Annotated in this window: 24 protein-coding genes; 18 read left to right on the top strand and 6 right to left on the bottom strand. The window is 56.1% G+C overall.

What is annotated here, in order from left to right; genetic code table 11:
- Positions 1–187 precede the first annotated feature (187 nt).
- The 3 genes from BM022_RS06180 to BM022_RS06170 all read left to right on the top strand — a co-directional run bounded on the left by BM022_RS06180 (position 188) and on the right by BM022_RS06170 (position 2,526).
- Complete coding sequence (locus tag BM022_RS06180) at positions 188–1,276, top strand: zinc dependent phospholipase C family protein (RefSeq protein ID WP_256208990.1); 1,089 nt, start codon at positions 188–190, stop codon at positions 1,274–1,276.
- Positions 1,273–1,713 carry a hypothetical protein gene (locus BM022_RS06175; RefSeq protein ID WP_256208989.1) on the top strand — a complete coding sequence of 147 codons (441 nt, stop codon included), beginning with the start codon at positions 1,273–1,275 and terminating at the stop codon, positions 1,711–1,713. The genes BM022_RS06180 and BM022_RS06175 overlap by 4 nt, the downstream gene beginning before the upstream one ends.
- 114 nt (positions 1,714–1,827) lie before the next feature.
- The gene (locus BM022_RS06170) at positions 1,828–2,526 is read left to right on the top strand and encodes an HNH endonuclease (protein WP_218146843.1); all 699 of its coding nucleotides are present in this window, start codon (positions 1,828–1,830) and stop codon (positions 2,524–2,526) included.
- A gap of 104 nt (positions 2,527–2,630) precedes the next feature.
- On the opposite strand, the gene nadB is transcribed toward BM022_RS06170, so the two are convergent.
- Positions 2,631–4,235: an L-aspartate oxidase gene (nadB, locus tag BM022_RS06165; protein WP_091137755.1), complete on the bottom strand. Its 1,605-nt coding sequence runs from the start codon at positions 4,233–4,235 to the stop codon at positions 2,631–2,633.
- 330 nt (positions 4,236–4,565) lie between these two features.
- Between nadB and BM022_RS06160 the strand changes: the two genes are divergently transcribed.
- The 11 genes from BM022_RS06160 to recO all read left to right on the top strand — a co-directional run bounded on the left by BM022_RS06160 (position 4,566) and on the right by recO (position 14,981).
- On the top strand, positions 4,566–4,916 hold the full coding sequence (locus BM022_RS06160; RefSeq protein ID WP_256208987.1) for a four-helix bundle copper-binding protein: 351 nt from the start codon (positions 4,566–4,568) through the stop codon (positions 4,914–4,916).
- 466 nt (positions 4,917–5,382) lie between these two features.
- Positions 5,383–5,985 (top strand): RNA polymerase sigma factor RpoE, encoded by a 603-nt coding sequence (gene rpoE / locus BM022_RS06155; RefSeq protein WP_091137753.1) that lies wholly within the window; start codon positions 5,383–5,385, stop codon positions 5,983–5,985.
- A gap of 1 nt (position 5,986) precedes the next feature.
- Positions 5,987–6,532 (top strand): sigma-E factor negative regulatory protein, encoded by a 546-nt coding sequence (locus tag BM022_RS06150; protein ID WP_091137752.1) that lies wholly within the window; start codon positions 5,987–5,989, stop codon positions 6,530–6,532.
- The gene (locus BM022_RS06145; protein WP_091137750.1) at positions 6,529–7,518 is read left to right on the top strand and encodes a MucB/RseB C-terminal domain-containing protein; all 990 of its coding nucleotides are present in this window, start codon (positions 6,529–6,531) and stop codon (positions 7,516–7,518) included. Before BM022_RS06150 ends, BM022_RS06145 begins: the two co-directional genes overlap by 4 nt.
- Before the next feature lie 276 nt (positions 7,519–7,794).
- Positions 7,795–9,204 (top strand): DegQ family serine endoprotease, encoded by a 1,410-nt coding sequence (locus BM022_RS06140; protein WP_091137748.1) that lies wholly within the window; start codon positions 7,795–7,797, stop codon positions 9,202–9,204.
- Entirely contained in the window at positions 9,194–9,484 is a 291-nt protein-coding gene (locus BM022_RS06135; RefSeq protein ID WP_256208986.1) for a glutaredoxin family protein, read from the top strand. The genes BM022_RS06140 and BM022_RS06135 overlap by 11 nt, the downstream gene beginning before the upstream one ends.
- A 147-nt stretch (positions 9,485–9,631) precedes the next feature.
- Positions 9,632–11,425 (top strand): translation elongation factor 4, encoded by a 1,794-nt coding sequence (gene lepA / locus BM022_RS06130; protein ID WP_091137746.1) that lies wholly within the window; start codon positions 9,632–9,634, stop codon positions 11,423–11,425.
- An 81-nt stretch (positions 11,426–11,506) separates the two neighbouring features.
- Positions 11,507–12,310, top strand: coding sequence for a signal peptidase I (lepB, locus tag BM022_RS06125; protein ID WP_091137745.1), 804 nt, complete (start codon positions 11,507–11,509; stop codon positions 12,308–12,310).
- 162 nt (positions 12,311–12,472) lie between these two features.
- Positions 12,473–13,150 carry a ribonuclease III gene (gene rnc / locus BM022_RS06120; RefSeq protein ID WP_091137867.1) on the top strand — a complete coding sequence of 226 codons (678 nt, stop codon included), beginning with the start codon at positions 12,473–12,475 and terminating at the stop codon, positions 13,148–13,150.
- 171 nt (positions 13,151–13,321) lie between these two features.
- On the top strand, positions 13,322–14,236 hold the full coding sequence (gene era / locus BM022_RS06115) for a GTPase Era (protein ID WP_256208985.1): 915 nt from the start codon (positions 13,322–13,324) through the stop codon (positions 14,234–14,236).
- A gap of 22 nt (positions 14,237–14,258) precedes the next feature.
- Positions 14,259–14,981 (top strand): DNA repair protein RecO, encoded by a 723-nt coding sequence (recO, locus tag BM022_RS06110; protein WP_091137743.1) that lies wholly within the window; start codon positions 14,259–14,261, stop codon positions 14,979–14,981.
- A 97-nt stretch (positions 14,982–15,078) separates the two neighbouring features.
- Here recO and BM022_RS06105 read toward each other — a convergent pair whose 3' ends face one another.
- From BM022_RS06105 to BM022_RS06085, 5 genes are all read right to left on the bottom strand, one after another.
- The gene (locus tag BM022_RS06105) at positions 15,079–15,969 is read right to left on the bottom strand and encodes a GGDEF domain-containing response regulator (protein WP_091137742.1); all 891 of its coding nucleotides are present in this window, start codon (positions 15,967–15,969) and stop codon (positions 15,079–15,081) included.
- Entirely contained in the window at positions 15,966–19,304 is a 3,339-nt protein-coding gene (locus tag BM022_RS06100; RefSeq protein WP_091137741.1) for a PAS domain-containing hybrid sensor histidine kinase/response regulator, read from the bottom strand. Before BM022_RS06100 ends, BM022_RS06105 begins: the two co-directional genes overlap by 4 nt.
- 575 nt (positions 19,305–19,879) lie before the next feature.
- Positions 19,880–20,734 (bottom strand): PA4780 family RIO1-like protein kinase, encoded by an 855-nt coding sequence (locus tag BM022_RS06095; protein ID WP_091137739.1) that lies wholly within the window; start codon positions 20,732–20,734, stop codon positions 19,880–19,882.
- 48 nt (positions 20,735–20,782) lie between these two features.
- Positions 20,783–21,691: a universal stress protein gene (locus BM022_RS06090; protein ID WP_256208983.1), complete on the bottom strand. Its 909-nt coding sequence runs from the start codon at positions 21,689–21,691 to the stop codon at positions 20,783–20,785.
- 299 nt (positions 21,692–21,990) lie between these two features.
- Positions 21,991–22,170: a hypothetical protein gene (locus tag BM022_RS06085; protein ID WP_091137737.1), complete on the bottom strand. Its 180-nt coding sequence runs from the start codon at positions 22,168–22,170 to the stop codon at positions 21,991–21,993.
- A gap of 406 nt (positions 22,171–22,576) precedes the next feature.
- Between BM022_RS06085 and pdxJ the strand changes: the two genes are divergently transcribed.
- The 4 genes from pdxJ (at position 22,577) to BM022_RS06060 (ending at position 25,713) form a co-directional block, all read left to right on the top strand.
- On the top strand, positions 22,577–23,302 hold the full coding sequence (gene pdxJ / locus BM022_RS06075; protein WP_091137735.1) for a pyridoxine 5'-phosphate synthase: 726 nt from the start codon (positions 22,577–22,579) through the stop codon (positions 23,300–23,302).
- The gene (gene acpS, locus BM022_RS06070; protein WP_091137733.1) at positions 23,299–23,676 is read left to right on the top strand and encodes a holo-ACP synthase; all 378 of its coding nucleotides are present in this window, start codon (positions 23,299–23,301) and stop codon (positions 23,674–23,676) included. Before pdxJ ends, acpS begins: the two co-directional genes overlap by 4 nt.
- Before the next feature lie 4 nt (positions 23,677–23,680).
- On the top strand, positions 23,681–24,739 hold the full coding sequence (gene nagZ, locus BM022_RS06065) for a beta-N-acetylhexosaminidase (protein ID WP_091137732.1): 1,059 nt from the start codon (positions 23,681–23,683) through the stop codon (positions 24,737–24,739).
- Between the two features lie 536 nt (positions 24,740–25,275).
- The gene (locus BM022_RS06060) at positions 25,276–25,713 is read left to right on the top strand and encodes an Hsp20/alpha crystallin family protein (RefSeq protein ID WP_091137730.1); all 438 of its coding nucleotides are present in this window, start codon (positions 25,276–25,278) and stop codon (positions 25,711–25,713) included.
- Positions 25,714–25,957: the final 244 nt, after the last annotated feature.

The following is a 25,957-nucleotide window of genomic DNA, read 5'->3' as shown; positions in this document are numbered from 1 at the left end:
CAGTCTTAGTAACGTATTGGCGGCGTTATGGCAAGACTTTACGCGAATGAGGCGCATATCCATCGCCTGAGCAATCGAATAGAGCCTTGCTGGCTGTTTGTGGGGCATTGTTGAGATTGGCGCCGGTAGGTGGGTCCGGCGGCCCCGCCCGATGGCCCGAGGAGCGGGAAGACGGTGTTTCCATGTAATGAAAGACCTCCGTGGATGTTGCAGCTCTGTTAAATTAGGAGAAAATACAGGCAATGACCGCTTCAATGCCATCTCACCGCGCTGTCGCAAGCGCATTCCCCAGGATGAAAATACTCATGACCCAACAACCTATCGTCGTAGCCCATTAATGCCTGGTGCATATGCACACCTGACGCTGGTCAACCTGGTCCGGGAGCCGGCCCGCCTTGAAAGCCATGGCTTCCCGCCTGAAGCCATTGTTCCGGTACTCGACTACTTCCGTTTTTGCGAACTCGGTGCGATCAGCCCGGACTATCCTTATCTCGATATTTCCCATCCCGATGCGTGTCAGTGGGCTGACCGCATGCACTACCAGAAAACCGGCGACATGGTCAAAACGGGCATCGACCTGATCAGAAAGCTCGACGGTCCGTCGCAGCAAAAGACGTTTGCGTGGGTGCTGGGCTACACCAGCCATGTCGTGACCGACGTCACCATCCATCCTGTCGTCGAGCTGAAGGTGGGTGAATACCAGAAGAACAAGGGAAGGCACCGAATCTGCGAAATGCACCAGGACGCCTATATCTTCCAGCGGCTGAACATCGGTGAAATAGGCCTGGCCGAACACCTCGATTCGGGGATCTGGGGCTGCTGTGCGCCCCCTGGCAGCGGAAAGCTCGACACGGCTGTTGCCGGTACGTGGCAGCGCATGCTTGAGGTGTGCTACTCCGACGCCTATCAAACCCAGCCGCCGGTCATCGACGACTGGCATGGCTCTTTCAAGTTTATCGTCGATAAAGCCGAAGAAGGCAACGCCCTTCCCCCCTTTGCCCGCCATGTCGCGGCCAATATCGGCTTGACCTATCCGGCCATCAGCGATCTCGATCCGCAATATCTGGAGGCACTCGAAACGCCGCTCGGCGCGATGCATTATGACCAGATATTCGACCGGGCGATGGAAAACGTGCTGGATGCGTGGGCACACGTTGCCGATGCCGTGTTCAGGAACAGCAACACTTACCAGACCGCGGCGGTTAACTGGAACCTCGACACCGGGCGCGACCAAACCGGCAGTTACGTGTACTGGCAGGAGAAAAAACTGGCGTGACCACGATACGGACGCCTGTTACAGCTACTGCTGCGGTTGTGTTCTTGCTTTCCTTCGCGGTGGGTTGCGCACCGATTAAGCAGCGTCCCGACAGGGAAGAAATGTACATCAAGGCCTCCGCGCTGACGAAGTTATCAGCTGCGGTGGAATCCACCGTCCGCTACAAGAATCCGCCAACGGGACTTGACGAACGCGAACTGCTGACGCTCGCCACGCGGCAGGATCCCGCACTCGTGGATAATTTCAAAGACTACACGGTCCGGGTGCTGCGGCACGCGCGCCACTCGGTAGTGCTGGTATGCGATACATCAGGTACTCGCGCCCTGCTCGAGGATGCGGGATGCTCCGGGCCGATGGATCGCCATCGGTGGATGGGTGAGAAACCGGAACCGTGCGAATTTACGATTGAAACCACAGAGGTGTGCGGGAGAGATTAATGGAGCGCCCCAAAATTGCTGAGTAAATACTTAAACCTGCCATAATAGCTCTTAGGCCAAACCGTTGTGAATTCAGCCATAAAGTTTAAGAAAGAGGCTAAGGAACAAGACCATATGGATGCCGTGCGTGACAACATAATTTCATATAACGAAATGTGCAGACGTGAAGGCATAAGCTTGCAACAAGGCATGAATTACGGTTTAGGCGGCAGCCACTCGGTCATTCTTATGTCCCTCAGACCTAATGCACCTTATCGCGATTATCTAGAAGACTCTGGAATAACGCTAGTGTATGAAGGTCACGACATACCGAAGAGCACCTTATTTCCCAATCCCAAAATCGTTGACCAACCTCTCAAGTATCCAAGTGGTGGACTCACGCAAAACGGCAAATTCCACGCCGCTGCCCAAGCCACAAAATTCGGTCAGCGTCATCCCGAGCGAGTGAGAGTCTACGAAAAAATTCGTCCAGGTATTTGGTCGTACAACGGGGTTTTTCATCTCCTTGATTCATGGATTGAACCCGACGACTTCCGTACCGTCTGCAAATTCAAACTCATTGCAGTGGAAGGTGAAGATGACTTTGAGCAACCGGTACAGCTCGATGCGCAACGACGCCGTATTATTCCCACTCACGTCAAGCTTGAGGTGTGGAAACGTGATGGGGGCAAGTGCTCACTTTGCAGCGCTACGGACGAACTACATTTCGACCATATCCTTCCGTTTGCTAAAGGGGGAACTTCATTAACAGCCACGAACGTGCAATTGCTGTGCGCGAGGCACAACCTTGCAAAAAAAGATCGCATCGAGTGATATGGCAGAACCAGCTCGCCTTGTAATTACTGCTGAATCTACACAACATCTCCTTGCCAATTCTTTACTTTTGTTCAGTGTCTGGGGCGGTGCAGCCCGTTGCCTCAGCCCTGCCGTTTCAATACCGTATCCCTCGCCTGCGGCAACAATTCCGGATAGTCCCGGCTGTAGTGCAGGCCGCGGCTTTCGTGGCGCATCATGGCGCACAGCACGATCAGGTCGGCGGTATCCACCAGGTTTCGCAGCTCGAGCAGATCGCTGGTGACGTGGAAGTTTGCGTAATACTCGTTGATTTCCTCGCGCAGCAACTCGATTCGGCGCCGCGCCCGCTCCAGGCGCTTGGTGGTACGGACAATGCCGACATAGCTCCACATGAAACGTCGCAGTTCATCCCAGTTATGCGAGATGACGATCTCTTCGTCGGCATTGGTTACGCGGCTCTCGTCCCAGCGGGGCAGCTCGACGGGAGGCTCGGGCGCCCGCCCCGTAATATCCCTCGCGGCCCCCTGGCCAAATACCAGGCATTCCAGCAATGAGTTGCTCGCCAGCCGGTTGGCGCCGTGAAGACCGGTGTGCGCGGTCTCCCCGACCGCATATAAATTGTCCAGGTCGGTCTTACCGTACAAGTCAGTCACGATGCCGCCACAGGTATAGTGGGCTGCCGGCACGACAGGAATGGGCTGTTTGGTAATATCGATGCCGAATTCCAGGCAGCGCTTGTAGATGTTGGGGAAATGCTCCTTCAGGAACTCCGCGGGCTTGTGCGAGATATCCAGGTAAACGCAATCGAGCCCGCGTTTTTTCATTTCGAAGTCGATCGCACGGGCGACGATATCACGCGGCGCAAGCTCCGCGCGCGAGTCGTGCCAAGGCATGAAACGGGACCCATCGGGGAGTTTCAGCACGCCGCCCTCTCCGCGTACCGCCTCGCTGATGAGAAAAGACTTGGCATGCGGATGGTAAAGACAGGTGGGATGGAACTGGACGAATTCCATGTTCGCGATGCGGCAACCCGCCCGCCATCCCATGGCGATGCCGTCGCCGGTGGCGGTATCTGGATTAGTTGTGTAGAGATATACCTTCCCCGCGCCGCCCGTCGCCAGCACGGTATTATCCGCCCCGATAGTCCGCACCTGGCCGGTGGCGCTATCCAGCACATAGGCGCCATGGCAGCGGTTGCTCTTCTCCTCGGCGACCCCCCGGAGGGGTCCCAACTTGGCGCTGGTAATGAGGTCGACTGCGACATGATGCTCGAGCACGGTGATATTGGGATGGGTGCGCGCCTGGTCGATGAGGGTGCGTTGCACCGCCTGCCCGGTCGCATCCGCCGCATGGATGACGCGCCGCACACTATGCCCGCCCTCCCGCGTCAAATGATATCCCGTACCGTTGTCATGATCTCGGGTAAATGGCACGCCCTGCCTGATCAGCCACTGGATGGCCTGGGGTCCGTTTTCCACCACGTAGCTGGTCACCGCCTCGTTACAAAGGCCGGCCCCCGCAACCAGCGTATCCCGGATATGGGCTTCGGGCGAATCCTCTTCCGACAGCGTTGCGGCAATGCCCCCCTGGGCCCAACCGCTGGCACCGTCGAGCAACGCTTTTTTGGTAATGAGTCCGACCTTTCTGCTGGATGCCAGATTGAGCGCAAGCGTCAGGCCGGCGAGACCGCTGCCGATGATCAGGGTATCAAAATGTAGTTGCGGCACGTGAATTCATTGTATTGATACAGGACCAGAATGATACCAGACTTGGCGCCGCTCCTTTGAGGGGACCCCAATCCCGACAGTGTCGAGACAAGCGTCCTCATGGGGCTGACTGATTCGCGGCAGTCAACGGATGAGCCGTTCCAATGCGAGGGACGGCCATAATTCCCAGCCCTCCCCTAGACCAACGTTGGTCTATTCCGTCGGTTACCGAACAGAATTGGCCCAGGCATGGGCGCACATTATGCGTCGGTTTCCCATTCTTGCCCCACCAACGCCGGAACCGCGCGCGAATTTTGCCAGCTCCATCTAACTGCCGCCAAGGAGATCACCATGCCGCTCACCATGACTAATAGCCAGAACACGGATTCATGCATTGACGAGTGCATCAGCTGCCATCAAACCTGTTTGCAGACTGCCATGGGTCATTGCCTGGAAACGGGCGGCAAGCATGTCGAGCCAGGGCATTTTCGGCTGATGATGAGCTGCGCTGAAATATGTCAGACATCGGCAAATTTCATGCTGAGCGATTCCCCTTTCAGCCAGCAGATCTGCAGAGTCTGCGCCGAGATTTGCGACGCCTGTGCGGAAAGTTGCGAGAAGCTGGAGGACATGGAGGAATGCGCACTGGCCTGCCGCGATTGCGCCGAAAGCTGCCGCAATATGGCGGGCGGCACCGAATAATTGATGCGCGATGGTTGATGCAAGCGCAAGCAGTCGGGGCGCCAATTTTGCCCCCCGCAAAAAATCACCTTGCCTCAAGTCTTCCTGGGAATCAGACGGCTCTGCGGCGGTACCACGACGCTACTATCTGGGCGTAATGCATCGGCCGGGAGATACTGAAGCTCATGCACGCTTGGCAACGCCCCAGGCGACGACTGAGGTGCCCTGTGGGAGTCATTCTGGCTTTCCACAGGCGGCGTCGAATTCAGGTGCAAAACAGTTGAATGATGCGTTCGATCTATCTGTGCAATAACCACGTTTTCAACTGAACTAATTTATACTATGCGTTGTCTCTCTACACAGATCACGGATAACAAGCCTGGAGCGCGTCATTCCCCGATAGACCCTTGAACGGGTATACTTGCCTGAGCCGCACGATTGTGCGGCAGTTGCAGGTAAAGAATCATTAATTCAGGGATTAGGCGGCATGGGTGACCGGGAAATCGATCAACAACTGGTGGAGCGCGCGCAGCACGGCGACAAACAGGCGTTTGATCTTTTGGTGGTCAAGTACCAGCGCAAGCTTGCACGATTGCTTTCGCAATTTATCCGCGATTCGACAGAAGTGGAAGACGTCACCCAGGAGGCGTTTATCAAGGCGTACCGTGCGCTGCCGTCATTCCGCGGGGATAGCGCCTTTTACACCTGGCTGTATAGGATCGGAATTAATACGGCGAAGAATTTTCTCGTGGCGCAAGGTCGGCGCGCGCCGACCACCACAGCCGGATTCGACAACGAAGATGCCGAAGGATTTGAGGAAGCAAGCCAGTTACGGGAGATGAACACGCCCGAGAGTGAACTGACAAGCAAGCAGATCGCTCAAACAGTGAACCAGACGCTGGAAGAATTGCCTGAGGAGTTGCGGACGGCAATTACGCTGAGAGAAATAGAAGGACTAAGTTATGAGGAAATTGCAGTCATCATGAATTGCCCCATTGGCACGGTCCGATCGCGCATATTTCGCGCTCGGGAAGCGATAGCGGAAAAATTACGGCCCTTGCTGGGGACCGGCAAAGACAAGAGGTGGTAGGATGCAGGAAAAAATATCGGCATTAATGGATGGTGAATTAAGCGGGGAAGACGCCGAAAGCGTCATTGGCGACTTTGAGGCAACAGACGGACTGCGCGAACAATGGGCGGTCTATCATCTGATCAGTGATGTTCTGGAGCATTCCGAGGCAAGACATATCGACGTTTCGCGGCGCGTGAGTGCAAGATTGGCCGCTGAACCTTCGCTCATCCCCTCCGTCACCGTGCTCCATCCCAAACCCAAGCCAAAGCGGAAACCGGTTGCCTATGCTGCGGCTGCCTCGATAGCCGCAGTGGTCGCAGCGGGCTGGATGAGTCTGCAAACAACGCAAGCGCCTCATCAGCAGCAAAATCTCGCTGATGCCAGAACCGCTCCTGCAAACTCCATGCCGGTCATCCCGGCAGTCAGTCCGGTTCCGGCATCCGCTCCCGTTCAAATCAACGATTATCTGCTGGCGCACAGGGAGTTTTCGCCCAGTACCGCCATGCATGGCGTAGCGCCCTATACGCGTACGGTAGCCGAGTCGCGCGAACATTTCGGCAGATGACACGAGTTGCACTGGCTGCCCTGTTGCTGCTAGGCACCAGCGGTCAGCTCGTATTCGCGCAAAACCCGTCCAGTTCGTCCCCAGAAGCGTTAGGCTGGCTGCAAAAGGTCGCTGCCGCACCGCGTCAGCATAACTACATCGGCACTTTTGTCTATTCTTCCGGCAACGAGATCGAGACTTCCCGCATCGTCCACGTAGTAAATGGGGACGGGGAGCAGGAAAAAAGCGAGGTTCTGGACGGCGCGCCACGGGAGATCGTCCGCAACAATGACGAGATGAGATGCTATTTGCCCGAGACCAAGACCGTCGTTACCGAAAAGCGCTGGCTGCGAAAGGTCTTTCCCGCGTTGCTTCCCCAACCGCTGAGCAATCTCGACGATAACTACATTGTTAAAAAAGGCGGGCTGGAACGCATCAGCGACTACCTCTGTCAGGTCATCGAGCTGGAACCCCGGGACGACAAGCGCTACGGACAAAAGCTGTGGGTGGATACTGAAACCGGTTTGCTGCTGAAAGCCGCCGTAATGGACAAGGACCGGGTGGTGGAACAGTTTGTGTTTACGGATCTTAAAATCGGCGGCAAGATAGACAAGGAATTGCTGAAATCCAGATATGCGGGAAAAGCCGCCGGTTGGCACAATACCAACTTGGTATCGTCCACCATCAAAAGCGGAAAGCTGGGCTGGCAAGTCAAGGATCCGCCACCGGGATTCAAAAAGATTATTGAAATGAAGCGCAATCTCTCCGAAAAATCCAGACCGGTGTCTCATATTGCCCTTTCGGATGGGCTTGCCGCAGTATCGGTATTCATCGAACCGGTTTCGACACAATTCACGCCACCGGCCGAGGGGCTTTATCACAGCCGCGGAGCGATCAATATCTATACCCGCACCGTGGCGGATAACGTCATCACCACTGTGGGCGAAGTGCCGCCAGCCACCGTCATGCAAATCGGAAACTCCGTCACCAGTCATAAGACCGATTGACCGATCAGAGGGATGCCAGGGCATTTCCCGAGCCAGAGCCGGGGATATTGCAACCCCGGCGACAAGACACCGTTCGGTATCGACGTGCTTGTATTACAATCATGGGCGGGGAGCGGTTCGTCCCGAGGTTCGTTCCAGATCCGACATCACCTTGAAAGACGCCATACCGGCCGCATATAGACGATATTTCCGTATGTGAAGCCCGGCGCGAGGGATATATACCTTTCGTATTAATTCAATGGCTCGCCGGTTTTATTTTCCCATGGAAGGCAGAGAATGATATTTAAATTTTTTCTTGTGGCGTTGTTCGGCTTATCTGCTCCGGTCTGGGCGCAGCCCGGAGATTTGCCCAATTTTACCGAACTGGTCGAACGGGAGGGCCACGCCGTGGTGAATATCAGCACGGTCCAGGCTCCCAGCATGGGCAGCCGGGCTTTCCCCGGCATGCCGAATATTCCGGAGGACGATCCCTTCTTCGAATTCTTCCGCCGTTACGCTCCTCCGCATGGAATGCCCAAAGATTTCGAATCGAAATCCCTGGGTTCAGGCTTCATTATCAGTTCGGACGGTTATATTCTGACCAATACCCATCTGGTGGATGCCGCCGACGAAATCAATGTAAAACTGACGGACAAGCGTGAATTCCGTGCCAAGCTGATCGGAGCCGACCGGAGAACAGACATCGCGCTCCTGAAGATTGACGCCACCGGCTTGCCTAAAGTTACCCAAGGCGATCCTGAAAAGCTCAAGGTTGGTGAGTGGGTGGTGGCCATCGGCGCGCCCTTTGGTTTTGAGAATAGCGTTACGGCGGGTATTGTCAGCGCCAAAGGGCGCTCCCTCGCGCAGGAAAACTTCGTGCCCTTCATCCAGACCGATGTCGCCATCAATCCCGGCAATTCGGGTGGTCCTTTATTCAATATGAAGGGGGAAGTGGTCGGCATCAATTCCCAGATTTACAGCCGCACCGGCGGGTTCATGGGCCTGTCGTTCGCCATACCCATCGATGTCGCGACCGATATTTCCAACCAGCTGATCGCGAGCGGCAAGGTGAGCCGTGGCAGGATCGGCGTGCTGATCCAGGAGGTAACCAAGGAGTTGGCTGAATCCTTTGGCTTGCCCAAGCCCAGCGGCGCGTTGGTCGCGTCGGTGCAGAAGGGCGGACCCGCCGAGAAGGCCGGAGTTGAGCCACGCGACGTCATTCTCAAATTTGACGGCAAAACGGTAACCAGCTCAGGTGATCTGCCGCGGATCGTCGGCGCCACCAAGCCGGGCGCGAAGGTCCAGATGCAGGTATGGCGTAATGGGGCCACCAAAGACATTACCATAACGGTGGACGAGCTTCCGGCCGACGAGAAACCGGGGGCGCGTGGTGGCAAGCGCGGCAAAGCACCCGATACATCCAACCGTATCGGGTTGAGCCTGAGTGAGCTTACTGCTGAGCAGAAGAAACAACTGGAAGTGGACAACGGTCTGCTGGTCGAAGATATGGCGCCTGGAATCGCGGCCCGCGCAGGCGTCCGCCCAGGGGACGTGATTCTTAGCATCAACAACCAGGATGTGAAAACGGTTGACGATTTTAATCAGTTGCTCAATAAGGTTCCAAAAGGACGCAACATCGCGCTCCTGATCAGGCGCGGCGACACTACCACTTTCATCACCATGAAAGTAAACGGTGATGGCAAGTAAGCCGGGCATGCCCGGCTCCCTCCCGGGCGACCGACCCCTCGAATTGAGGGTCTACGCGCGGGAGCACTGCCATCTTTGCGCAGACATGATTGCCGCGCTGCGGGAATTGCAAGCGCGACATCCTTTTCACTTCGACGTGATCGACGTGGATAGCGACGACGATCTCCGGATGCGATATGGCGTTCGAGTCCCGGTACTGGTGGCAGGGAGCGGTGAGGAAATTTGCCACTATCATCTTGACCGGGATGCGCTAGATGCTTATTTAGTCAAAATTAGCTAGAATGCGCACTTCTCGATAAAGAAGGTTGCCGAATCTGTGCGGACCTGCGGGGCTGCGCCAGAGATTCAGGAGGGGCACGGCACGTGCCCTTTTTAATTGTCCCCAGCCATCCCCTCATAGCCTTCCTCGATCATTCACTCGGTCCCGATGCAGCATATTCGAAATTTCTCCATCATCGCGCACATCGATCACGGCAAATCCACCTTGGCCGATCGCATCATTCATTTGTGTGGCGGCCTGTCCGATCGGGAGATGGAGGAGCAGGTGCTGGACTCCATGGACCTGGAACGGGAGCGTGGCATTACCATCAAGGCGCAAACGGCCGCACTGGAGTACCAGTCGCTCGATGGAAATCGCTATTTTCTCAACCTGATCGATACCCCCGGCCACGTCGATTTCTCATACGAGGTGTCACGCTCGCTGGCCGCATGCGAAGGCGCGCTTCTGGTGGTGGACGCCTCCCAGGGCGTGGAGGCCCAGACGGTCGCCAACTGCTATACGGCCATCGAACAGGGTGTGGAGGTGGTACCGGTATTGAACAAGATTGATCTGCCGGCAGCCGAGCCGGAGCGGGTCATCAAGGAGATTGAGGATATTATCGGCATAGACGCGCAGGATGCCCTGCACGCCAGCGCCAAGACTGGTGAGGGGGTGCGGGACATCCTTGAAGCGGTGATTTCCCGTATCCCGCCGCCCAAAGGCGACCCTGCGGCCCCGCTGAAAGCCTTGATCATCGATTCGTGGTTCGACAACTATGTCGGTGTCGTCATGCTGGTACGGGTGCTGGATGGCGTGCTGAGGCCAAAAGACAGGATCATGCTCATGGCCAGCAAAGCGATTCACCTGTGCGAGCAGGTCGGCGTATTCACTCCCAAATCAAAAAACCGTGAATCCCTCAGCGCCGGCGAAGTCGGATTCATTATTTCGGGCATCAAGGAACTGAAATCAGCAAAAGTCGGCGACACGGTGACGCTGGTAGAACGTCCAGCTGCGGAACCGCTGCTCGGCTTCAAGGAAATAAAACCGCAAGTATTTGCCGGCCTCTATCCGGTGGAATCCAATCAGTATGATGCCCTGCGCGATGCGCTGGAAAAACTGAAACTCAACGATTCTTCGTTGCAGTATGAGCCGGAAACCTCGCAAGCGTTGGGTTTTGGTTTTCGTTGCGGCTTTCTCGGGCTGCTCCATCTCGATATCGTGCAGGAGCGGCTGGAACGCGAATATGACATGGATCTCATCACCACGGCGCCAACGGTGGTGTACCAGATCGTGCTGCGCGACGGCTCCATGATGGAAATCGAGAATCCCTCCAAGTTGCCTGACCTGTCGAAAATCGCGGAAATTCGCGAACCGATCATTACCGCCACCATTCTGGTCCCGCAGGAATACGTCGGATCCGTTATCACGCTCTGCATCAGCAAGCGGGGATCACAGAAAAACATGCAATACATGGGCAGGCAGGTCATGCTCACCTATGAACTTCCGCTAAACGAAGTCGTTATGGACTTTTTCGACCGCCTGAAGTCGACCAGCCGGGGATATGCCTCGCTTGATTACGAGTTCAAGGAATTTCGCCCTTCCGACCTCGTCAAGCTGGACATTCTCATAAACAACGAGAAGGTGGATGCGCTTTCGCTGATTGTGCATCGCAGCAATAGCCAGTACCGCGGGCGGGAACTCGCGCAGAAGATGCGCGAACTGATTCCGCGGCAGATGTTCGATATCGCCGTGCAGGCCGCCATCGGCTCTCATATCATTGCCCGGGAAAGCATCAAGGCGTTGCGCAAAAACGTGCTTGCAAAGTGCTATGGCGGCGATATTTCGCGCAAGCGCAAGCTGCTGGAAAAGCAGAAGGCTGGAAAAAAACGAATGAAACAGGTTGGTAATGTCGAGATCCCGCAAGAAGCTTTTCTGGCGATCTTGCAGGTCGGCGACAAATAGCGGGATGAACCGCGCGCGCACATGCCCGATGCGGGATCGTTTTACGCGGGACGCCTTCTACTCGAAAAATAAGGAATAGCGATGAACTTCCCTCTCATCATGCTGATACTGCTGGTGATTACCGGCGGCATCGCGTTGCTTGACCGCCTCGTGCTGCGGCGCCGCCGTGCGCCGGACGCTCAGGGCCCGTGGTGGGTGGAATATCCGAAAAGCTTTTTCCCGGTCATCCTGGTTGTCTTCTGCTTGCGTTCCTTCCTGGTGGAACCCTTCAAAATACCGTCCGGATCGATGATCCCGACGCTGCTGGTCGGGGATTTCATCCTCGTGAACAAATACACCTACGGCATCCGGTTGCCGGTGGCAAACGTCAAGGTGGTAGATATCAACGAGCCCCAGCGCGGGGAAGTGATGGTGTTCCGGTATCCGGTCAATCCATCCATGGACTATATCAAGCGTATTATCGGCATCCCGGGGGATACCGTTACCTATCGCGACAAACAGTTGACGGTTAACAATATCCCTGTAGTAATGGAACCTGAAGGCGAATACACGTATGTGGAATCCGGCTTGAATTACGTCTATAACCGCCGCTTCCGCGAGTCTCTGGACGGGCATAAGCACGATATCCTCATTAATCCGGATGCGCCAGATATCCAGCTTGGGGGGGTACACCCGTTTCCGCACCATCAGAATTGCAGCTACGATGACCGGGGATTTGCCTGCAAGGTGCCTGCGAACCACTACTTCACCATGGGCGATAACCGGGACAGCAGCAGCGATAGCCGCTACTGGGGCTTTGTACCCGAACGCAACATCGTCGGCAAGGCCTTCATGATCTGGTGGAATTTCAACGATCTCAAGCGCATCGGATTATCCATCAAATAGTGCCGGCGCTCGCGGCGCCCCAACTGCCCTGGGTTTGCTGGAACGACGGCGGCAGCGTGTACGCTCGCTCCCTCAGAATAAGGGGATCCGCCGGGCCAGAGGCGACCAATGAGAGCAAGCCGGCAGATGGTACGGATAGGAATTGCAGGTAAACTTGAGACCATGAACAATGAGGAGTTCTGCCGGAGAATCGGGTACACATTCCATCGTCCCGATCTGCTGCGCCAGGCGTTGACTCACCGCAGCCATAGCTTCCCGCACAATGAGCGGCTGGAGTTTCTTGGCGACAGCGTGCTCAACTGCGCGGTCGCAGGACTGATATTCCGCCATTTTTCCGACCTCACCGAAGGCAACCTCTCGCGCGTCCGCGCCAATCTTGTGAATCAGCAGGCACTCGCCAACCTTGCGCGCATGCTTGAATTGGGAACACTGATCAGATTGGGCGAAGGAGAACTCAAAAGCGGGGGGGACCGGCGCCCTTCCACGCTCGCCGACGCACTGGAGGCGGTGCTCGGCGCCATCTATCTCGACGGCGGTTTCGCCTCCGCCGAGAAAGTGGTTGTGAGTCTTTTTGTCCCCCTGCTGCAAAACCTCGATGAGCGCACGCTTGGAAAAGATCCTAAAACCCTTTTACAGGAATATCTCCAGAGCCACAGGCTGGCGTTACCACAATATTCTGTTATTGCCACCGTGGGCGAGGCTCACCAGCAGCATTTCACGGTCGAATGCGTTATCGTCAGGCCGGCCATGCGCACGGTAGGTGAAGGGGCCTCCCGCCGGCGGGCGGAGCAGGAAGCAGCAAAACAAGCTTATGATCAGCTATACCCACAGGATGAGTAGGAAATACCTTGTCAAGTCCATCGCGCCCGTGAGGAACATGTTCACGGATTCCCGCCGCTTCAACAGGGACTCGTTCGCAAGCGCGCGCGCACGGCTCCCAAGCGGCAACGTCCCTGCCGCTCTGGTTTTTTCCCAGGCGGCGTCCGCCGTTTTTATGGATCACCGGCGGTAATGACCAGCGACCACATGGAACATACTTTTCATGCCGAATACCGCTGTGGATATGTCGCCATTGTCGGACGGCCCAACGTCGGCAAATCCACTCTGCTCAACCGGATGATAGGGCAGAAAATCAGTATAACTTCCAAAAAACCCCAGACCACGCGCCATCGCATCACTGGCATATTGACTGAGGCGCAGTCCCAGTTCGTTTTTGTCGACACGCCCGGTTTTCAGTCACAACACCTTAATCGCCTGAATAGTGCGATGAACCGGGTCGTTACCCAGAGCCTGCGTGACGTGGACGTGGTGGTGCTTGTAATTGAGGCCATGCATTTCGATAACCGCGACAAGCTGGTAATAAAGCTCCTGCCAGTGGACCGGCCAGTGATTCTCGCCATCAACAAGGTTGACCTGCTGAGCGACAAATCACAGCTGCTGCCCTTTCTCGACAAAATGGCCAAAACGTACAGCTTCAGAGAGATCGTCCCGGTAAGCGCAGAACGGGGAACACAACTGCCGGCGCTGATCAACGCGATACGGCCATATCTTCCCCTAAACCCACCCTTTTTCGCTGAAGACGAAGTCACCGACCGCGACGAGCGTTTCATAGCCGCGGAGCTGGTCCGTGAAAAACTGTTTCGGTTGCTGGGCGAAGAAGTACCCTATTCCACCAGTGTTGTCATCGATCAATTCCAGACCGAGGGCGAACTGCGCAAAATTCATGTATCGATCCTCGTCGACAAGCCCAATCAAAAAGCGATCGTTATCGGCAAGGGTGGCGAAAAACTCAAGCTGATTGGTACGACCGCACGCAAGGACATGGAGGAAAGTTTCGGCGGTAAAGTTTATCTCCAGATCTGGGTGAAGGTGAAAAGCGGCTGGGCTGACGATGCGCGAACACTCAGAAGTCTGGGGTATGAGTAAAAAATTCGCGACTGGGTAGAGCGTGAGCAACGATAAGCTGCGCCAGGATGCCCAGCCTGCGTTCGTGCTACATACCTATCCCTATCTGGAGACCAGCCTCCTGGTTGAGACGTTCACGCGTAACTTTGGACGGGTTCCGCTGGTGGCGAAAGGCGCCAAGCGACCGAAATCCGCCCTAAGGGGCGTACTGCGGGCGTTCCAGCCACTGCTGCTCAGCTGGGGAGGTAAGTCCGAATTGAGGACCTTGTATAAAGCCGAGTGGCAGGGCGGACAAAAGCCATTACAGGGCACGGGGCTGATTTGCGGATTTTACCTCAACGAGCTGCTGGTGCGGCTGCTGCATCGCAACGACCCTCACGAGCACCTGTTCGAGTATTACCAGAAGGCGTTGGCAGAGCTCAGTACCCTGGAGGATTATATTCCCGTGTTGCGCGGCTTCGAGCAACGCATGCTGCAGGAGCTCGGCTACGCACTGACGCTTGATCACGACGTTGCCTCCGGGAAATCAATCGACCCCAGCCGCGAGTATTCTTATGAAATCGAGCGCGGTCCCCTACGCCAGGGTAGCCCCGCGCACGGTCTCGTGATTTGCGGAAAAACGCTGGTGGATATGCAGCAAGGCGATTATTCCGACGCCATGACCCGGCAACAAAGCAAAACGCTGATGCGCTACATCCTCAACCATTACCTCGGGGACCAACCGCTGCATACACGGCAATTGCTGAAGGAGCTACATCAATTATGAGATTGGTCGATCTGGTTGCGATCGTTTGCATGGCGCGGGCAACAGAAACTCCAGAGCAGGCTGGCGTCGACGATGGAGGTGGAACACACACCGGGAATCATAACCTCCCCCCGAAATATTCAACCCGGTTGCGACCGGCCTTTTTTGCCCGATAAAGCGCCTCGTCTGCGGCGGCGATAAGACGCCCTGCATCTTTACGCTTGCCATCGCTCATTGCTACCCCGAGGCTTACCGTGATGGGAATTTCCCCGGCCTCGCTTATAACGGGCGTCAGGCTGACGGCACGACGGATGCTTTCGGCGAGGGCCATCGTCTGGCTCCCGCCAGAGCCTGAGGTTGTGATCAGGAATTCCTCCCCGCCGTAGCGCCCCATATTGTCATCGGGACGCAAGGCGCCCTGCATGCGGCACGCCGCCTCCTGCAATACCGTGTCGCCGGCGGCATGGCCAAGGGTGTCGTTAATACGCTTGAAGTGATCAAGATCGGCTATTATCACGCCGAGGGGGAAATTTTCCTGTGCCGCGCGTTGCAGTGACCGTTGCAGATTGTCTACGATTGCCGCCCGGTTCCATACGCCGGTCAAGCGGTCATGCGTGGCTTCGATATGCAGCCTTTTATGCAGCCCAAGTATTCGTTCCGCGACCCGGAGCCGGGCGGCCAGGTGTTCTTCGTCGAGCGGCTTGGTAATGAAATCATCCGCGCCCGCGTCCATGCCTTCGAGGTAGCTGCCCTTGCTGTCCATCGCTGTAAGAAGAATGATGTAGGTATATTGCAGGGTAGGTTCCGCGCGAACCATTCGGCACAACTGCAAACCGTCTACATGGGGCATCATCCAGTCGGAGATGAGCAGGGAATAATCATTCTGTCTCCAGGCTTCCCATGCCTTACGTCCATCCTCCACGGCAGTGACTGTATGGCCCAACTTCCTTAGCGTGGCGCTGAACAAAAGCCGCGAGGTGGTATCGTCTTCAGCAATCAGAATCTTCATGTTCGGTTGTTTCCGGGGAATAAAATATCTGGGTGAACCCTGAGCTGGGCAATTTCTCCTACTACCCGCTCAAATTCCGCTTCAAGCTGATCGACCAGCCCTACGGCCCAATTCATCCGCTGGTCGCTTGTGGAGCACTCCAGTTGCTGCGCGATACTTGCCATGTGTAATGCGCCCACATTGGCGCTTGCGCCTTTGAGCGCATGCGCCGCCTTGCGCATCAGTTCATGGTCGCTGCCGCTTATCGCGTCGCGCAAGGCCCGGATGCGTTCGATGCTATCGCCCACGAATGCCGTGAATAACTGGTCGATTAACGATGGCTCGGATGCTCCTGCCAGCGCGCGCAGGCGGGCAATAGTCTCTGGATCCAGAGCGAAGGAAATGTTCCCAAAAGCCGAGGGACTGGGAAAAGAGGAAGGGTCTTCTACGCTGAGGGGGCCGATCACGTCATCAAGCTTCCCCGACGGCTGTGGCTCATCACTCTTCTGCTCAGCTTTATCTGGCACCCAACGGTTCAACACCGCCAAGAAATCTTCCTGTTTGACCGGCTTGCTGATATACCCGTCCATGCCCGCGCTCAGGCAGCGTTCCTGATCCCCCGCCATCACCTGAGCAGTTACCGCGATAATAGGGACATGCTGGCCATCTGGCTGCCGGCGAATCGCGGCGGTAGCCTCGTAACCATCCATTTCAGGCATTTCGCAATCCATAAAGACAATATCGTAATGGTAGCTCCGGGTCCGCTCGGTTGCTTCCTGGCCATTGGCGGACACATCCACCTCACACCCCAGATTCCGCAACATCGTAGCGCCGACGATCTGGTTGACTACGTTATCCTCCACAAGCAGCACATGCGCGCCCGTAAATAGCGCTTCGGCGCTGCTCTTAGTTTGTACGTCGAGAGGGGCAGCCACGGATGAAGTGCCACTGATGAGATCTACCGGCTGCTTGCGACAGTAAGCATCCCAGATATCCGCCAGCGTGGACAATAACTCGGACTGGCGCGCGGGTTTCACCAGATAAGCCGCGAAGCCGATTTTCTTAAGCCGTTCCCTGACGTCTCCTTCCTGTCCCAGTGAGCTGAGCATCACCAGCTGAATATCACGCAACAGCGGATCCGCTTTAATGGCTCGGCCCAGCATTTCACCGTCCATCTCTGGCATCTGATAATCGAGTATCGCGATCTGGTACGGGTTATCTGCCATAGAGGCGTCGCGCAGTGCCCGAAGCGCCTCCCCACCTGATGCACAACTGCCGATGCGCATTCTCCAGCCGCGAAGCTGCTCCTGCAGCACCAGCCGGTTTGCCGAGTTATCGTCCACGATCAGCACGCGAACACGCGCGAGATCGACGCGAGGTGTCGCCGGCAGCGGCGGCTGCTTCTGTAACGGCAGGCGCAGCGTAAACCAGAACGTTGAACCAACGCCAACCCGGCTCTTGGCCGCAATGGTTCCACCCATCAATTTTACCAACTGCTTGCTGATAGCCAAACCCAGGCCCGTGCCGCCGTACCGACGCGTGGTAGAGGTATCCGCCTGGGTGAATTTGTCGAAAAGGCTTTCCAGTTTGCCGGTCGCGATTCCGAGCCCGCTATCCTCAACACTGATACGGAGCGAAACCTCATCATCGTTTAGTTCCTCGGTTTCCACATCGATGAGCACGTGCCCCTTTTCGGTGAACTTGATGGCATTGTTGGTGAGGTTAGTCAGGATCTGGCGGATCCGACCCTTATCTCCAAATACATAGCGCGGCACATCCGGCGGGTAACGCACGATGACGTTGACATCTTTCCTTCTTGTCGGCTGCATCGCGATCATGCTCCCCACCTCTTCGACAGTCTGGAGCAGGTCAAAATGGATGGGCGAAATGATGAGCTTTCCCGCCTCGATTTTGGAGAAATCAAGAATGTCGTTGATGATGGTGAGCAAGGTCTCGCCGCTCGCGCGCGCGAGGCTGGCCAACTCGCGCTGCGCCGCCGTCAGCGGCGTATTTAGAAGCAGGCCCACGGTGCCGAGCACCCCATTCATGGGCGTGCGAATCTCATGACTCATGTTCGCCAGGAATTCGCTTTTTGCGCGATTTGCCGCCTCGGCTGCTTTTCGAGCGTTAAGCAATTCCATCTCCATATTCTTTCTCGCGGTAATGTCCTGGCCGGAAAAATAGAACTCCTCCACATCCTTGTTAGCAGTGATATTCCACAACACCCAACGCGTCGAGCCGTCCTTGCAGCACATCTGGCATTCGAAGGAGACCGGCGTACCCTGTATGAGCTTATCCAGCGCCGCCGAAGCTTCCGTGCGCGAACCAGGAAAAACGAAGTCCATGAACGGCCGGGATACCAATTCCTGTTGGGAAAAACCCGAAATCTTGGCCCAAGCCGGATTCAAGCGTTTGAAGTGCCCGTCAAAGCCGGAGATACTGAGAAAATTAAGCGACTGGTTAAAGTAGCGGTCGCGTTCGGTTTGGGTCGTTGTAAAAACGTAGGAGAGATGGCCTATCTCATCACTTGAGTCGATTTCAAACGCTGAATGGTAGCCTTCCTCCCCGATATGCCGGGTTTCTTCCTCAAGCTGCTCCAGATTCGCGACCTTTCGCCGCACGATCCGGTAGGAAAAAGCAACCCAGGCAATGATACAAATCAGCGTGACAAAGACGCACGACATATAAAAGCCCGCACGCCGCTCTGCAGTAGTGACCAAGTCCGATGTGCGCTGGTCGATCAGATCGTAGAATTCGTTTAACGACCGCATGATGCCGGCCTTGGCGATATGATAATTCTCGTCGTGCAGGAGACCGCGCGCGAATTCAGGGTCGGGTTCGCTCTTGATGTAATGGGAATCCGCGGACCCTTGCGTCGACCCTTTCATCGCGTTTAACCCCCGGCGTTCCCGCTCGACCAATTCGTTTGACCTGGTTTCGGCTTCGTCAAGTTTTGCAAGCTCCGCCGCCGGGACCCCGAGCTGTTCCAATTGCGATCGTAGCGATCGGCCCGGGCCTGGCTTGAGTTCAAAGCCGGGATCACCCAGCACGAGATCCCAGTAACTCCGCTCATACTTGTAGGGACGTTCCCTCTCGCCATTGCGTATCGCCAGGATATCCCAGTAATACTGCTCGAACTTTGGATCACCGGTGACCACAAAGGCGCGGGCCATGCGCGTCAAATCATCAGAGGATTGGCGCAGCTCATCCGCGGCAAGAAAAGAAGCGTGCCGAACATTCAGCGCATCATCCAGCTTGCGGCTCTCAAAGAAGCGGAGCACCACAAAGAGCGTAAGCAGGGCGATAAGTACCCCGGTCGTGAGGTAAAAGATATAACTCAATTTCCGGATTGTCATACTCTCTCCTTCGGCGCAGCTGCATGATCATTCCAACGCAGACGTCGCTTTTTTCTTGTTTTATGGACCGGAATATGCGACCGGAATCGGCGGCCGCTTGCCTGCTTTCTGGCCGGAACAGCAGGCGTCCGTCAGACTAAAATCGTCTTTGTCTTTGTCTTTGTCTTTGTCTTTGTATCGTGCGCAACCGAGGCACGGTGAAGGCTGGCAGACGCAAGACCGATCACCGGGGAGGCATCAGCCCAGCAGGGTCCTTTGTATCCGATCGCTGGATGTACCATTCATCCTGCTTGCGCATTAGATAACGGGGAGGGATTTCTGAATAGCTGTAAGTTTTTACAGGTAGCGGTAGGGAATTCAGGGTTCGGGGCGTACGGCATTCGGGAACCTCATGCTGCCGTGCCGCAATGATGGCGTCCGGATGAGCAGCAAGGCAGTATAAATCGGCTGCCTGGGCCGAAGAACAACGCTAGCCGGGCGGTCGCTGTGCTCGGGAAACCTTCCGCGTTGATGGCTGGGCGGAAAGCTTCGGATATCTTCTATTCGACGCCCCGGCGGCTATCGCACCATGAGGATTATTGACGTGAACGCAATGCACGATAAAGCTGCCGTGCCTCTTCTTCCTTGAGCGTGTCGTTAATCTCACGCATGACACTTTTCACGTCCACGGCGTGCTCGCTATGCTCGAAGTATCCGGTCAGCACAGTCTCCGGGTGAAGTTTACTGCTCTGGTAGAGCGACCAGATTTCCATGCCGTAATTGTTGGTCAGTAACTCGGGCGCAAATTGGCCGAAATAGGTAGCGAGGTTGTCGACATCACGCAGCAGCATTTTGCGCGCCTGGTTATTGGCGGCGGCGTCAATCGCTTGTGGGAGATCGATAACAACGGGACCCGTCGCGTCGACCAGGACGTTATATTCCGAGAGATCGCCATGGACGATTCCCGCGCAGAGCATGCGCACCACTTGCCTGATCAACATATGATGATATTCGCGGGCTAGCTCTGCCGTAAGCACCAGGTCATTCAGCCGTGGTGCCGCATTGCCGTCGCTGTCGGCCACCAGTTCCATCAGCAGCACGCCCTCATGGAAGTTATATGGCTGGGGCACACGCACACCCGCTGCAGCGAGCCGGTACAAGGCATCCACCTCGGCATTTTGCCAGGCCTCTTCCTGCGCTTTGCGTCCATAGCGGCTCCCCTTCTCCATGGCTCGCGCACGGCGGCTGTTTTTTACTTTGCGGCCTTCCGTGTAATCCACGCTTTGGTGGAAGCTGCGCTTGTTGGCTTCTTTGTATACTTTCGCGCAACGGATATTTTCTCCGCAGCGCACCACATAGACTGTGGCCTCCTTGCCGCTCATCAACTGGCGGATGACCTCATCGACGAGGCCGTCCTGGACCAGCGGTTCGATTCTCTTCGGGATTTTCATTGATTCGAATGCTTTTTAACGGCTACAGATCCATGCTCATGTAACACCTTATCTTGACACGGCCCCAGCCTCAGCCGCTTCTACCACAAGCACGTCGCAAGGCGCATACTGCAGAACCTGTTTTGTGACACTGCCAAGCAGCATATCTTCCCATCCTGCCTTGCCGTGCTTGCCTATGATGATCAGATCCGTTTCCAGCGCCTGTGCCTTTTTCAGTATGACATCGGCTGGCGAACCTGACTCGACCATATGCGACCATGAAAGGGTGTCGTCACCCGACCTGGAGATAAGTTTTTGCATCTCATCGCTTCTGCGGTCACTCAACTCGGCACGGTAAGCTTCTATCTTTTCCACATCGAATTTCAATTTCTTTTCGAGCGGCACCTCAACCGCGTGCAGGACAGTGGCAGTCGCCCGTGGTGCCACGCTTCGCGCCAACTCCAATCCGCGCCTGGAAGATTCCGAGAAATCCACGGCCACCAATATCCGTTGATAAGGCGCCTCGGGCTCACGCTTCACAATCAACAACGGGCAGGGCAGCGTGCGCAATACCTTGTCGGTGGTCGAGCCGACGAACAAGTCGCGCATCAACCCGCCACCGTGAGCACCCAGCACCACCAGTCCCGCTTTCAGCAGTTTGGCATAGTGGGCGATTTCGCTGTGGGCCCGTCCCACGTTCAGCGTCACCGTCATTACCCGGATCCCGTAGGTATCTGACAGCCTGCGTTCAACCTCGGCCAGCTGGTGGCGAGCGGACTCCATCAAATGCTGCTCCGTGTCCACGCGCGGTTCGGCCAGATGGCGCAGCGACTCAAGCGCCAGCCTATCGATGACATGCAGCAAATCCAGAGATTCGCAATCCAGTTCACGCGCCAGCATTGCGGCTCGCATTTCCGCGCGGGCCGCCATGGCGGACATGTCCGTGCCGACGACGATTCGTTTAATGGGCGATATCATTGGTTCTTCCCTAGTTAATTGAATTATCCGATTCAACTCACATGAAAGTCATGCCCAGGTCGTCATGCTCCAGGTTTTGGCAGTGATAGAGGACAACAGTATAGTCCCCGAATTAGTCCTGGAATGCCATGGGAATGGACTTCCTCAAACGGCATGACCAACACCGCGTCCGCCCCGTCGCTGTTAATGAAACCGTTCCACAGGCCGGCGTAGCTATCGTATCCTCGTTCTCCGTCGACATGGTACGCGAAATAACCATAAACCGCTGGCCACGCAGATGGATGGGATGGGGCATGGCATCAACTTGCCCATACTACCTCGGCCCCGACCATCCATCCCACTGCCTCCCCCTCGAGTCCTCCCATACCCAGTCCACCGCCTTCCGCCGACCGGCGCGCTAGTCCCCTGCCCTCTGCGACACGTTCAAGACTGAGGGTCCCGCATTTACCCGGCTTGCTCTCTCCCTGCATTCGTTTCATACGGCTCCAGCTTGTAGCAACATTGAGTTCCTACCGCCCCCACCTGGAGTCGCAGGAAGTTCAGAACCTCGATCACCACGAGGCGCGAATTACCGCGCGACAGATTTACCTTCGGACGAAGACTGTATTAGTATAGTAAATTTGCTCAATCGGGCTTGCCTTGAGTCGTAACCACTGTGGCAAGCATGACCTCACGCTCAAAAAGCGATGCCGGCTCATCCTTCGCCCTGGTAGCAGGCTGGCGCGACCCTCGGCTTGTACAAAAGGACGCATTTGAAATACGTCAGATAGAACTTTTACGCACGGCGGCGGGCAATCACCGAATCGTCAATTACGCTATTATCCGCGCAAGGCACGCCGGAGACTATGCTGGTATGCGCGGGCCAATCACAATGAATAATGAGACATGATAAAACTTGGCGTAAATATTGATCACGTCGCGACGCTACGGCAAGCGCGGCGTACGCGTTACCCCGACCCGGTAGAGGCGGCACTGGTCGCGGAATCGGCCGGGGCGGATGCGATTACGCTGCACTTGCGTGAAGACCGCCGCCACATACAGGACAGTGATGTTGAAACCCTCCGCGGTTTGATAAAGACCCGCATGAATCTCGAAAGCGCGGTCACCGAAGAAATGACAGATTTCGCGCTTCGGATCCAACCGCACGACGTTTGCCTGGTACCTGAACGGCGTGAAGAACTGACAACCGAAGGGGGCCTTGATGTGCTGCGCTACTTCGACCAAGTGCAGCGCGCCTGCCGGAAACTGGCTGAGGCCGGGATTCGGGTATCGCTGTTTATCGATGCCGATCGAGCACAGATCGAGGCGGCGGCGCACGCCGGCGCGCCGGCTATCGAAATTCATACCGGCCACTACGCCGATGCGCGAACTGTCGCTCAACAGGAGAATGAGCTGGAGCGTGTCCGCGCCTCTGTCAGCGCAGGGCTGGCCCGGGGCCTGGCGGTCAATGCGGGACACGGCTTACATTATCAGAACGTTCGGGCGATTGCGGCTATCCCCGGCATATCCGAACTCAATATCGGCCATGCCATCGTGGCCCACGCTTTGTTTGTCGGCTTCGAGCAGGCGGTACGGGAAATGAAAACCCTGATGCTGGAAGCCTGCAAATGATTTATGGAATCGGCACCGACTTGGTTGAACCCTCACGCATTGCGCGGCTGCTCGAGAAGTACGGCGAGCGTTTTGCCAAACGGCTGCTCGCCGACGACGAATGGCCGGAATATGTGAAGAGTATGCAGCCAGCGATGTTTCTCGCCAAACGCTTCGCCGCGAAGGAAGCTCTTTCCAAGGCAATCGGGACCGGTATGCGCTATCCCGTGAGCTTGAATAATATCGGCATCACGCACGACCCCCTGGGGAAACCCTATTTTACCTTTCATCCCGAATTGAGCTCGCTGGTCAAAAATGAAGGCATAACCAGCCACCATCTCTCCATCAGCGACGAGTTGAACCTCGCCTGCGCGTTTGTCATACTAGAAAAATAAGCCCATGACGCTCGGCCCTCTCATGCTTGATATCGGCGGCACTAGGCTCACTGCTGCCGATAAGACAAAACTTCTGCATCCGACGGTTGGCGGGGTAATCCTCTTCGCCCGCAATTACTCGTCCCTTGCTCAGCTTACGCAACTGACCGCCGAGATTCACGCACTCCGGAACCCTCCGTTGCTCATTGCCGTCGATCATGAAGGCGGCAGAGTCCAGCGTTTTCGTACCGAGTTCACCCGCTTGCCGCCGATGCGGGAGCTGGGAAGAATCTGGGATGAGCATCCGCGCCAGGCGCGCCATCTCGCAAGGCAGATGGGGTATGTCCTGGCAGCCGAATTGCGGGCCGCGGGGGTTGATTTCAGCTTCACTCCCGTCCTCGATATGGACTACGGCACGAGCTGCGTCATCGGAGACCGCGCGATTCACCGTGAACCGGAAGCGATAGCAGATCTGGCGCATAGTCTGATGTCCGGGTTGAAATCGGGTGGCATGAATGCAGTGGGCAAGCATTTCCCCGGACACGGCTGCATCCAGGCGGATTCTCATCTTGAACTGCCCGTAGATCAACGCGCCTATGCGGACATCGAAATGAATGACATGGTCCCGTTCCGCAAAATGATCGATCTCGGGATGATCGGCATTATGCCGGCGCATGTGATTTACCCAAAGGTGGATTCACGCCCTGCTGGATTTTCCGAGGTCTGGCTGAAGAAGATACTGCGGGGCGAGCTGGAGTTTGAGGGATGTATTTTCAGTGACGACCTGAATATGGAAGGCGCAGCGTTTGCGGGCACCGTGCTGCAGCGCGCGGAAAGCGCGTTGCATGCCGGGTGCGATATGGTGTTGATCTGCAACAATCCGGACGCCGCCGACACGCTGCTGGCCGAGTTGCGCTGGGATATTCCCGCCATCAGCCTGGTTCGCCTCGCTCGCATGCATGGACACCCCCACCCCGAGTCCATCGTTGAGCTGCACGAAAACACTGATTTTGTTAAAGCGGTAAAAGAAATTGGAGGTATTGGAATGAGCAGCGGAGATTTGCCGTTAGGGAATGTCGAATAAATCCTCCGCGGAGCCCGTTGCCGGCAAAATAGGCATGTACACAAGTGGTCTCTTTGTACACCCTTGTCAAAAGGATCGGCCATTTGCGTCCTCGCCGTCCGGGCACCCCATCTTGCAAATACGCAATGTGCCTCTGACCCCTCCCAAGCATTGGCCAAAGGTTTTTTTGGCATAACGGCGCCACTTTCGCTCAAACCCTGTCACGGCCGATTGCGCCCCATCGAGCCACACGCTCCTGCGCAGCCGCGCCAGTACGCCGGTCGTATTGCGTACGCCACTAACTGCGACATAAGGAATCTGTTCAATGTTCCCTTGTAGTCGCGCTTCAGATTGATCCCAAATAGTTGAGCGAGGCAAACACCGGTTTATTCCCCGCACGCTCAAAACCCTGCGCGCATTCTTCCGTCCCCACCCTCTAGCCTCCATCGAGACCGGCTCATGTTGATTACCAGGTTCAGTTGAAAAAAATTCAAATGGCACTATATTGAGAGATGATGCAAATCAATTATTTTTCAACCGTTAATCATGGAGGGAGTATGCCCATTACACGTTATGAGCCCTGGAGCTTGCTGCATCAATTGCACAAAGAACTGGACAGAGCCCGCGAGGGCACGAATGGCGACGGATCGACGGCCACTGCCGAGTGGGCCCCCGCCGTCGATATCAAGGAAGAAGCTGATAAATTCGTATTGCAGGCCGACCTTCCCGGCGTGAAACCCGAAGAAATCGACATCAGCATGGAAGACGGAGTTTTGACAATCAAGGGGGAAAAGAAAACCGAGGCCAAAACCGAAAGGGAAGGCTATAAGCGGGTCGAACGAACCTATGGCTCGTTTTATCGTCGCTTCAGCTTGCCCGACACCGCGAATCCCGACGCGATATCGGCAAAGTCCAACCACGGGGTGCTTGAAATTGTCATTCCCAAACGGGAGGCGGTTCAGCCGAAGAAGATCAACGTCACGTCGGCTGAATAAGCGCAGGAGTACGAAAAGATTAAAGGAAGAGTCCAGCAGCCGGACCCTGAGCTGATTCCTCTGCAAACATGCGAGGTGATCCCCGACACAGCTTGGAGAAGCTCTGTTCAGTCCTCTGGAAGCACGGCCGGGAAATTGGAAGAATCCGGCCGCACCCCTCCTGGACTGTGCAGAGCTTGAGTGGGTTTTGCTACAGCTTGCGTTCGACGCGTGATCCGTTAACTGGCCGCGCTCCGATGTCTCA

The organism is Nitrosospira sp. Nsp14, from assembly GCF_900113575.1.
Classification (GTDB): Bacteria; Pseudomonadota; Gammaproteobacteria; order Burkholderiales; family Nitrosomonadaceae; genus Nitrosospira.
This window is presented reverse-complemented; position numbering and strand designations above follow the sequence as displayed.

Bases quoted from the DNA above. Each gene is read 5' to 3' on its own strand.
- BM022_RS06150 (WP_091137752.1), top strand. From the start codon at position 5,987: ATGCAGGAAAAAATATCGGCATTAATGGATGGTGAATTAAGCGGGGAA.
- lepA (WP_091137746.1), top strand. From the start codon at position 9,632: ATGCAGCATATTCGAAATTTCTCCATCATCGCGCACATCGATCACGGC.
- BM022_RS06170 (WP_218146843.1), top strand. From the start codon at position 1,828: ATGGATGCCGTGCGTGACAACATAATTTCATATAACGAAATGTGCAGA.
- BM022_RS06180 (WP_256208990.1), top strand. From the start codon at position 188: ATGAAAGACCTCCGTGGATGTTGCAGCTCTGTTAAATTAGGAGAAAAT.
- acpS (WP_091137733.1), top strand. From the start codon at position 23,299: ATGATTTATGGAATCGGCACCGACTTGGTTGAACCCTCACGCATTGCG.
- rnc (WP_091137867.1), top strand. From the start codon at position 12,473: ATGAACAATGAGGAGTTCTGCCGGAGAATCGGGTACACATTCCATCGT.
- nagZ (WP_091137732.1), top strand. From the start codon at position 23,681: ATGACGCTCGGCCCTCTCATGCTTGATATCGGCGGCACTAGGCTCACT.
- BM022_RS06085 (WP_091137737.1), bottom strand. From the start codon at position 22,170: ATGAAACGAATGCAGGGAGAGAGCAAGCCGGGTAAATGCGGGACCCTC.
- BM022_RS06100 (WP_091137741.1), bottom strand. From the start codon at position 19,304: ATGACAATCCGGAAATTGAGTTATATCTTTTACCTCACGACCGGGGTA.
- lepB (WP_091137745.1), top strand. From the start codon at position 11,507: ATGAACTTCCCTCTCATCATGCTGATACTGCTGGTGATTACCGGCGGC.
- rpoE (WP_091137753.1), top strand. From the start codon at position 5,383: ATGGGTGACCGGGAAATCGATCAACAACTGGTGGAGCGCGCGCAGCAC.
- BM022_RS06135 (WP_256208986.1), top strand. From the start codon at position 9,194: ATGGCAAGTAAGCCGGGCATGCCCGGCTCCCTCCCGGGCGACCGACCC.
- BM022_RS06060 (WP_091137730.1), top strand. From the start codon at position 25,276: ATGCCCATTACACGTTATGAGCCCTGGAGCTTGCTGCATCAATTGCAC.
- BM022_RS06105 (WP_091137742.1), bottom strand. From the start codon at position 15,969: ATGAAGATTCTGATTGCTGAAGACGATACCACCTCGCGGCTTTTGTTC.
- BM022_RS06140 (WP_091137748.1), top strand. From the start codon at position 7,795: ATGATATTTAAATTTTTTCTTGTGGCGTTGTTCGGCTTATCTGCTCCG.
- BM022_RS06160 (WP_256208987.1), top strand. From the start codon at position 4,566: ATGCCGCTCACCATGACTAATAGCCAGAACACGGATTCATGCATTGAC.
- pdxJ (WP_091137735.1), top strand. From the start codon at position 22,577: ATGATAAAACTTGGCGTAAATATTGATCACGTCGCGACGCTACGGCAA.
- BM022_RS06095 (WP_091137739.1), bottom strand. From the start codon at position 20,734: ATGAAAATCCCGAAGAGAATCGAACCGCTGGTCCAGGACGGCCTCGTC.
- era (WP_256208985.1), top strand. From the start codon at position 13,322: ATGACCAGCGACCACATGGAACATACTTTTCATGCCGAATACCGCTGT.
- BM022_RS06090 (WP_256208983.1), bottom strand. From the start codon at position 21,691: ATGATATCGCCCATTAAACGAATCGTCGTCGGCACGGACATGTCCGCC.
- BM022_RS06145 (WP_091137750.1), top strand. From the start codon at position 6,529: ATGACACGAGTTGCACTGGCTGCCCTGTTGCTGCTAGGCACCAGCGGT.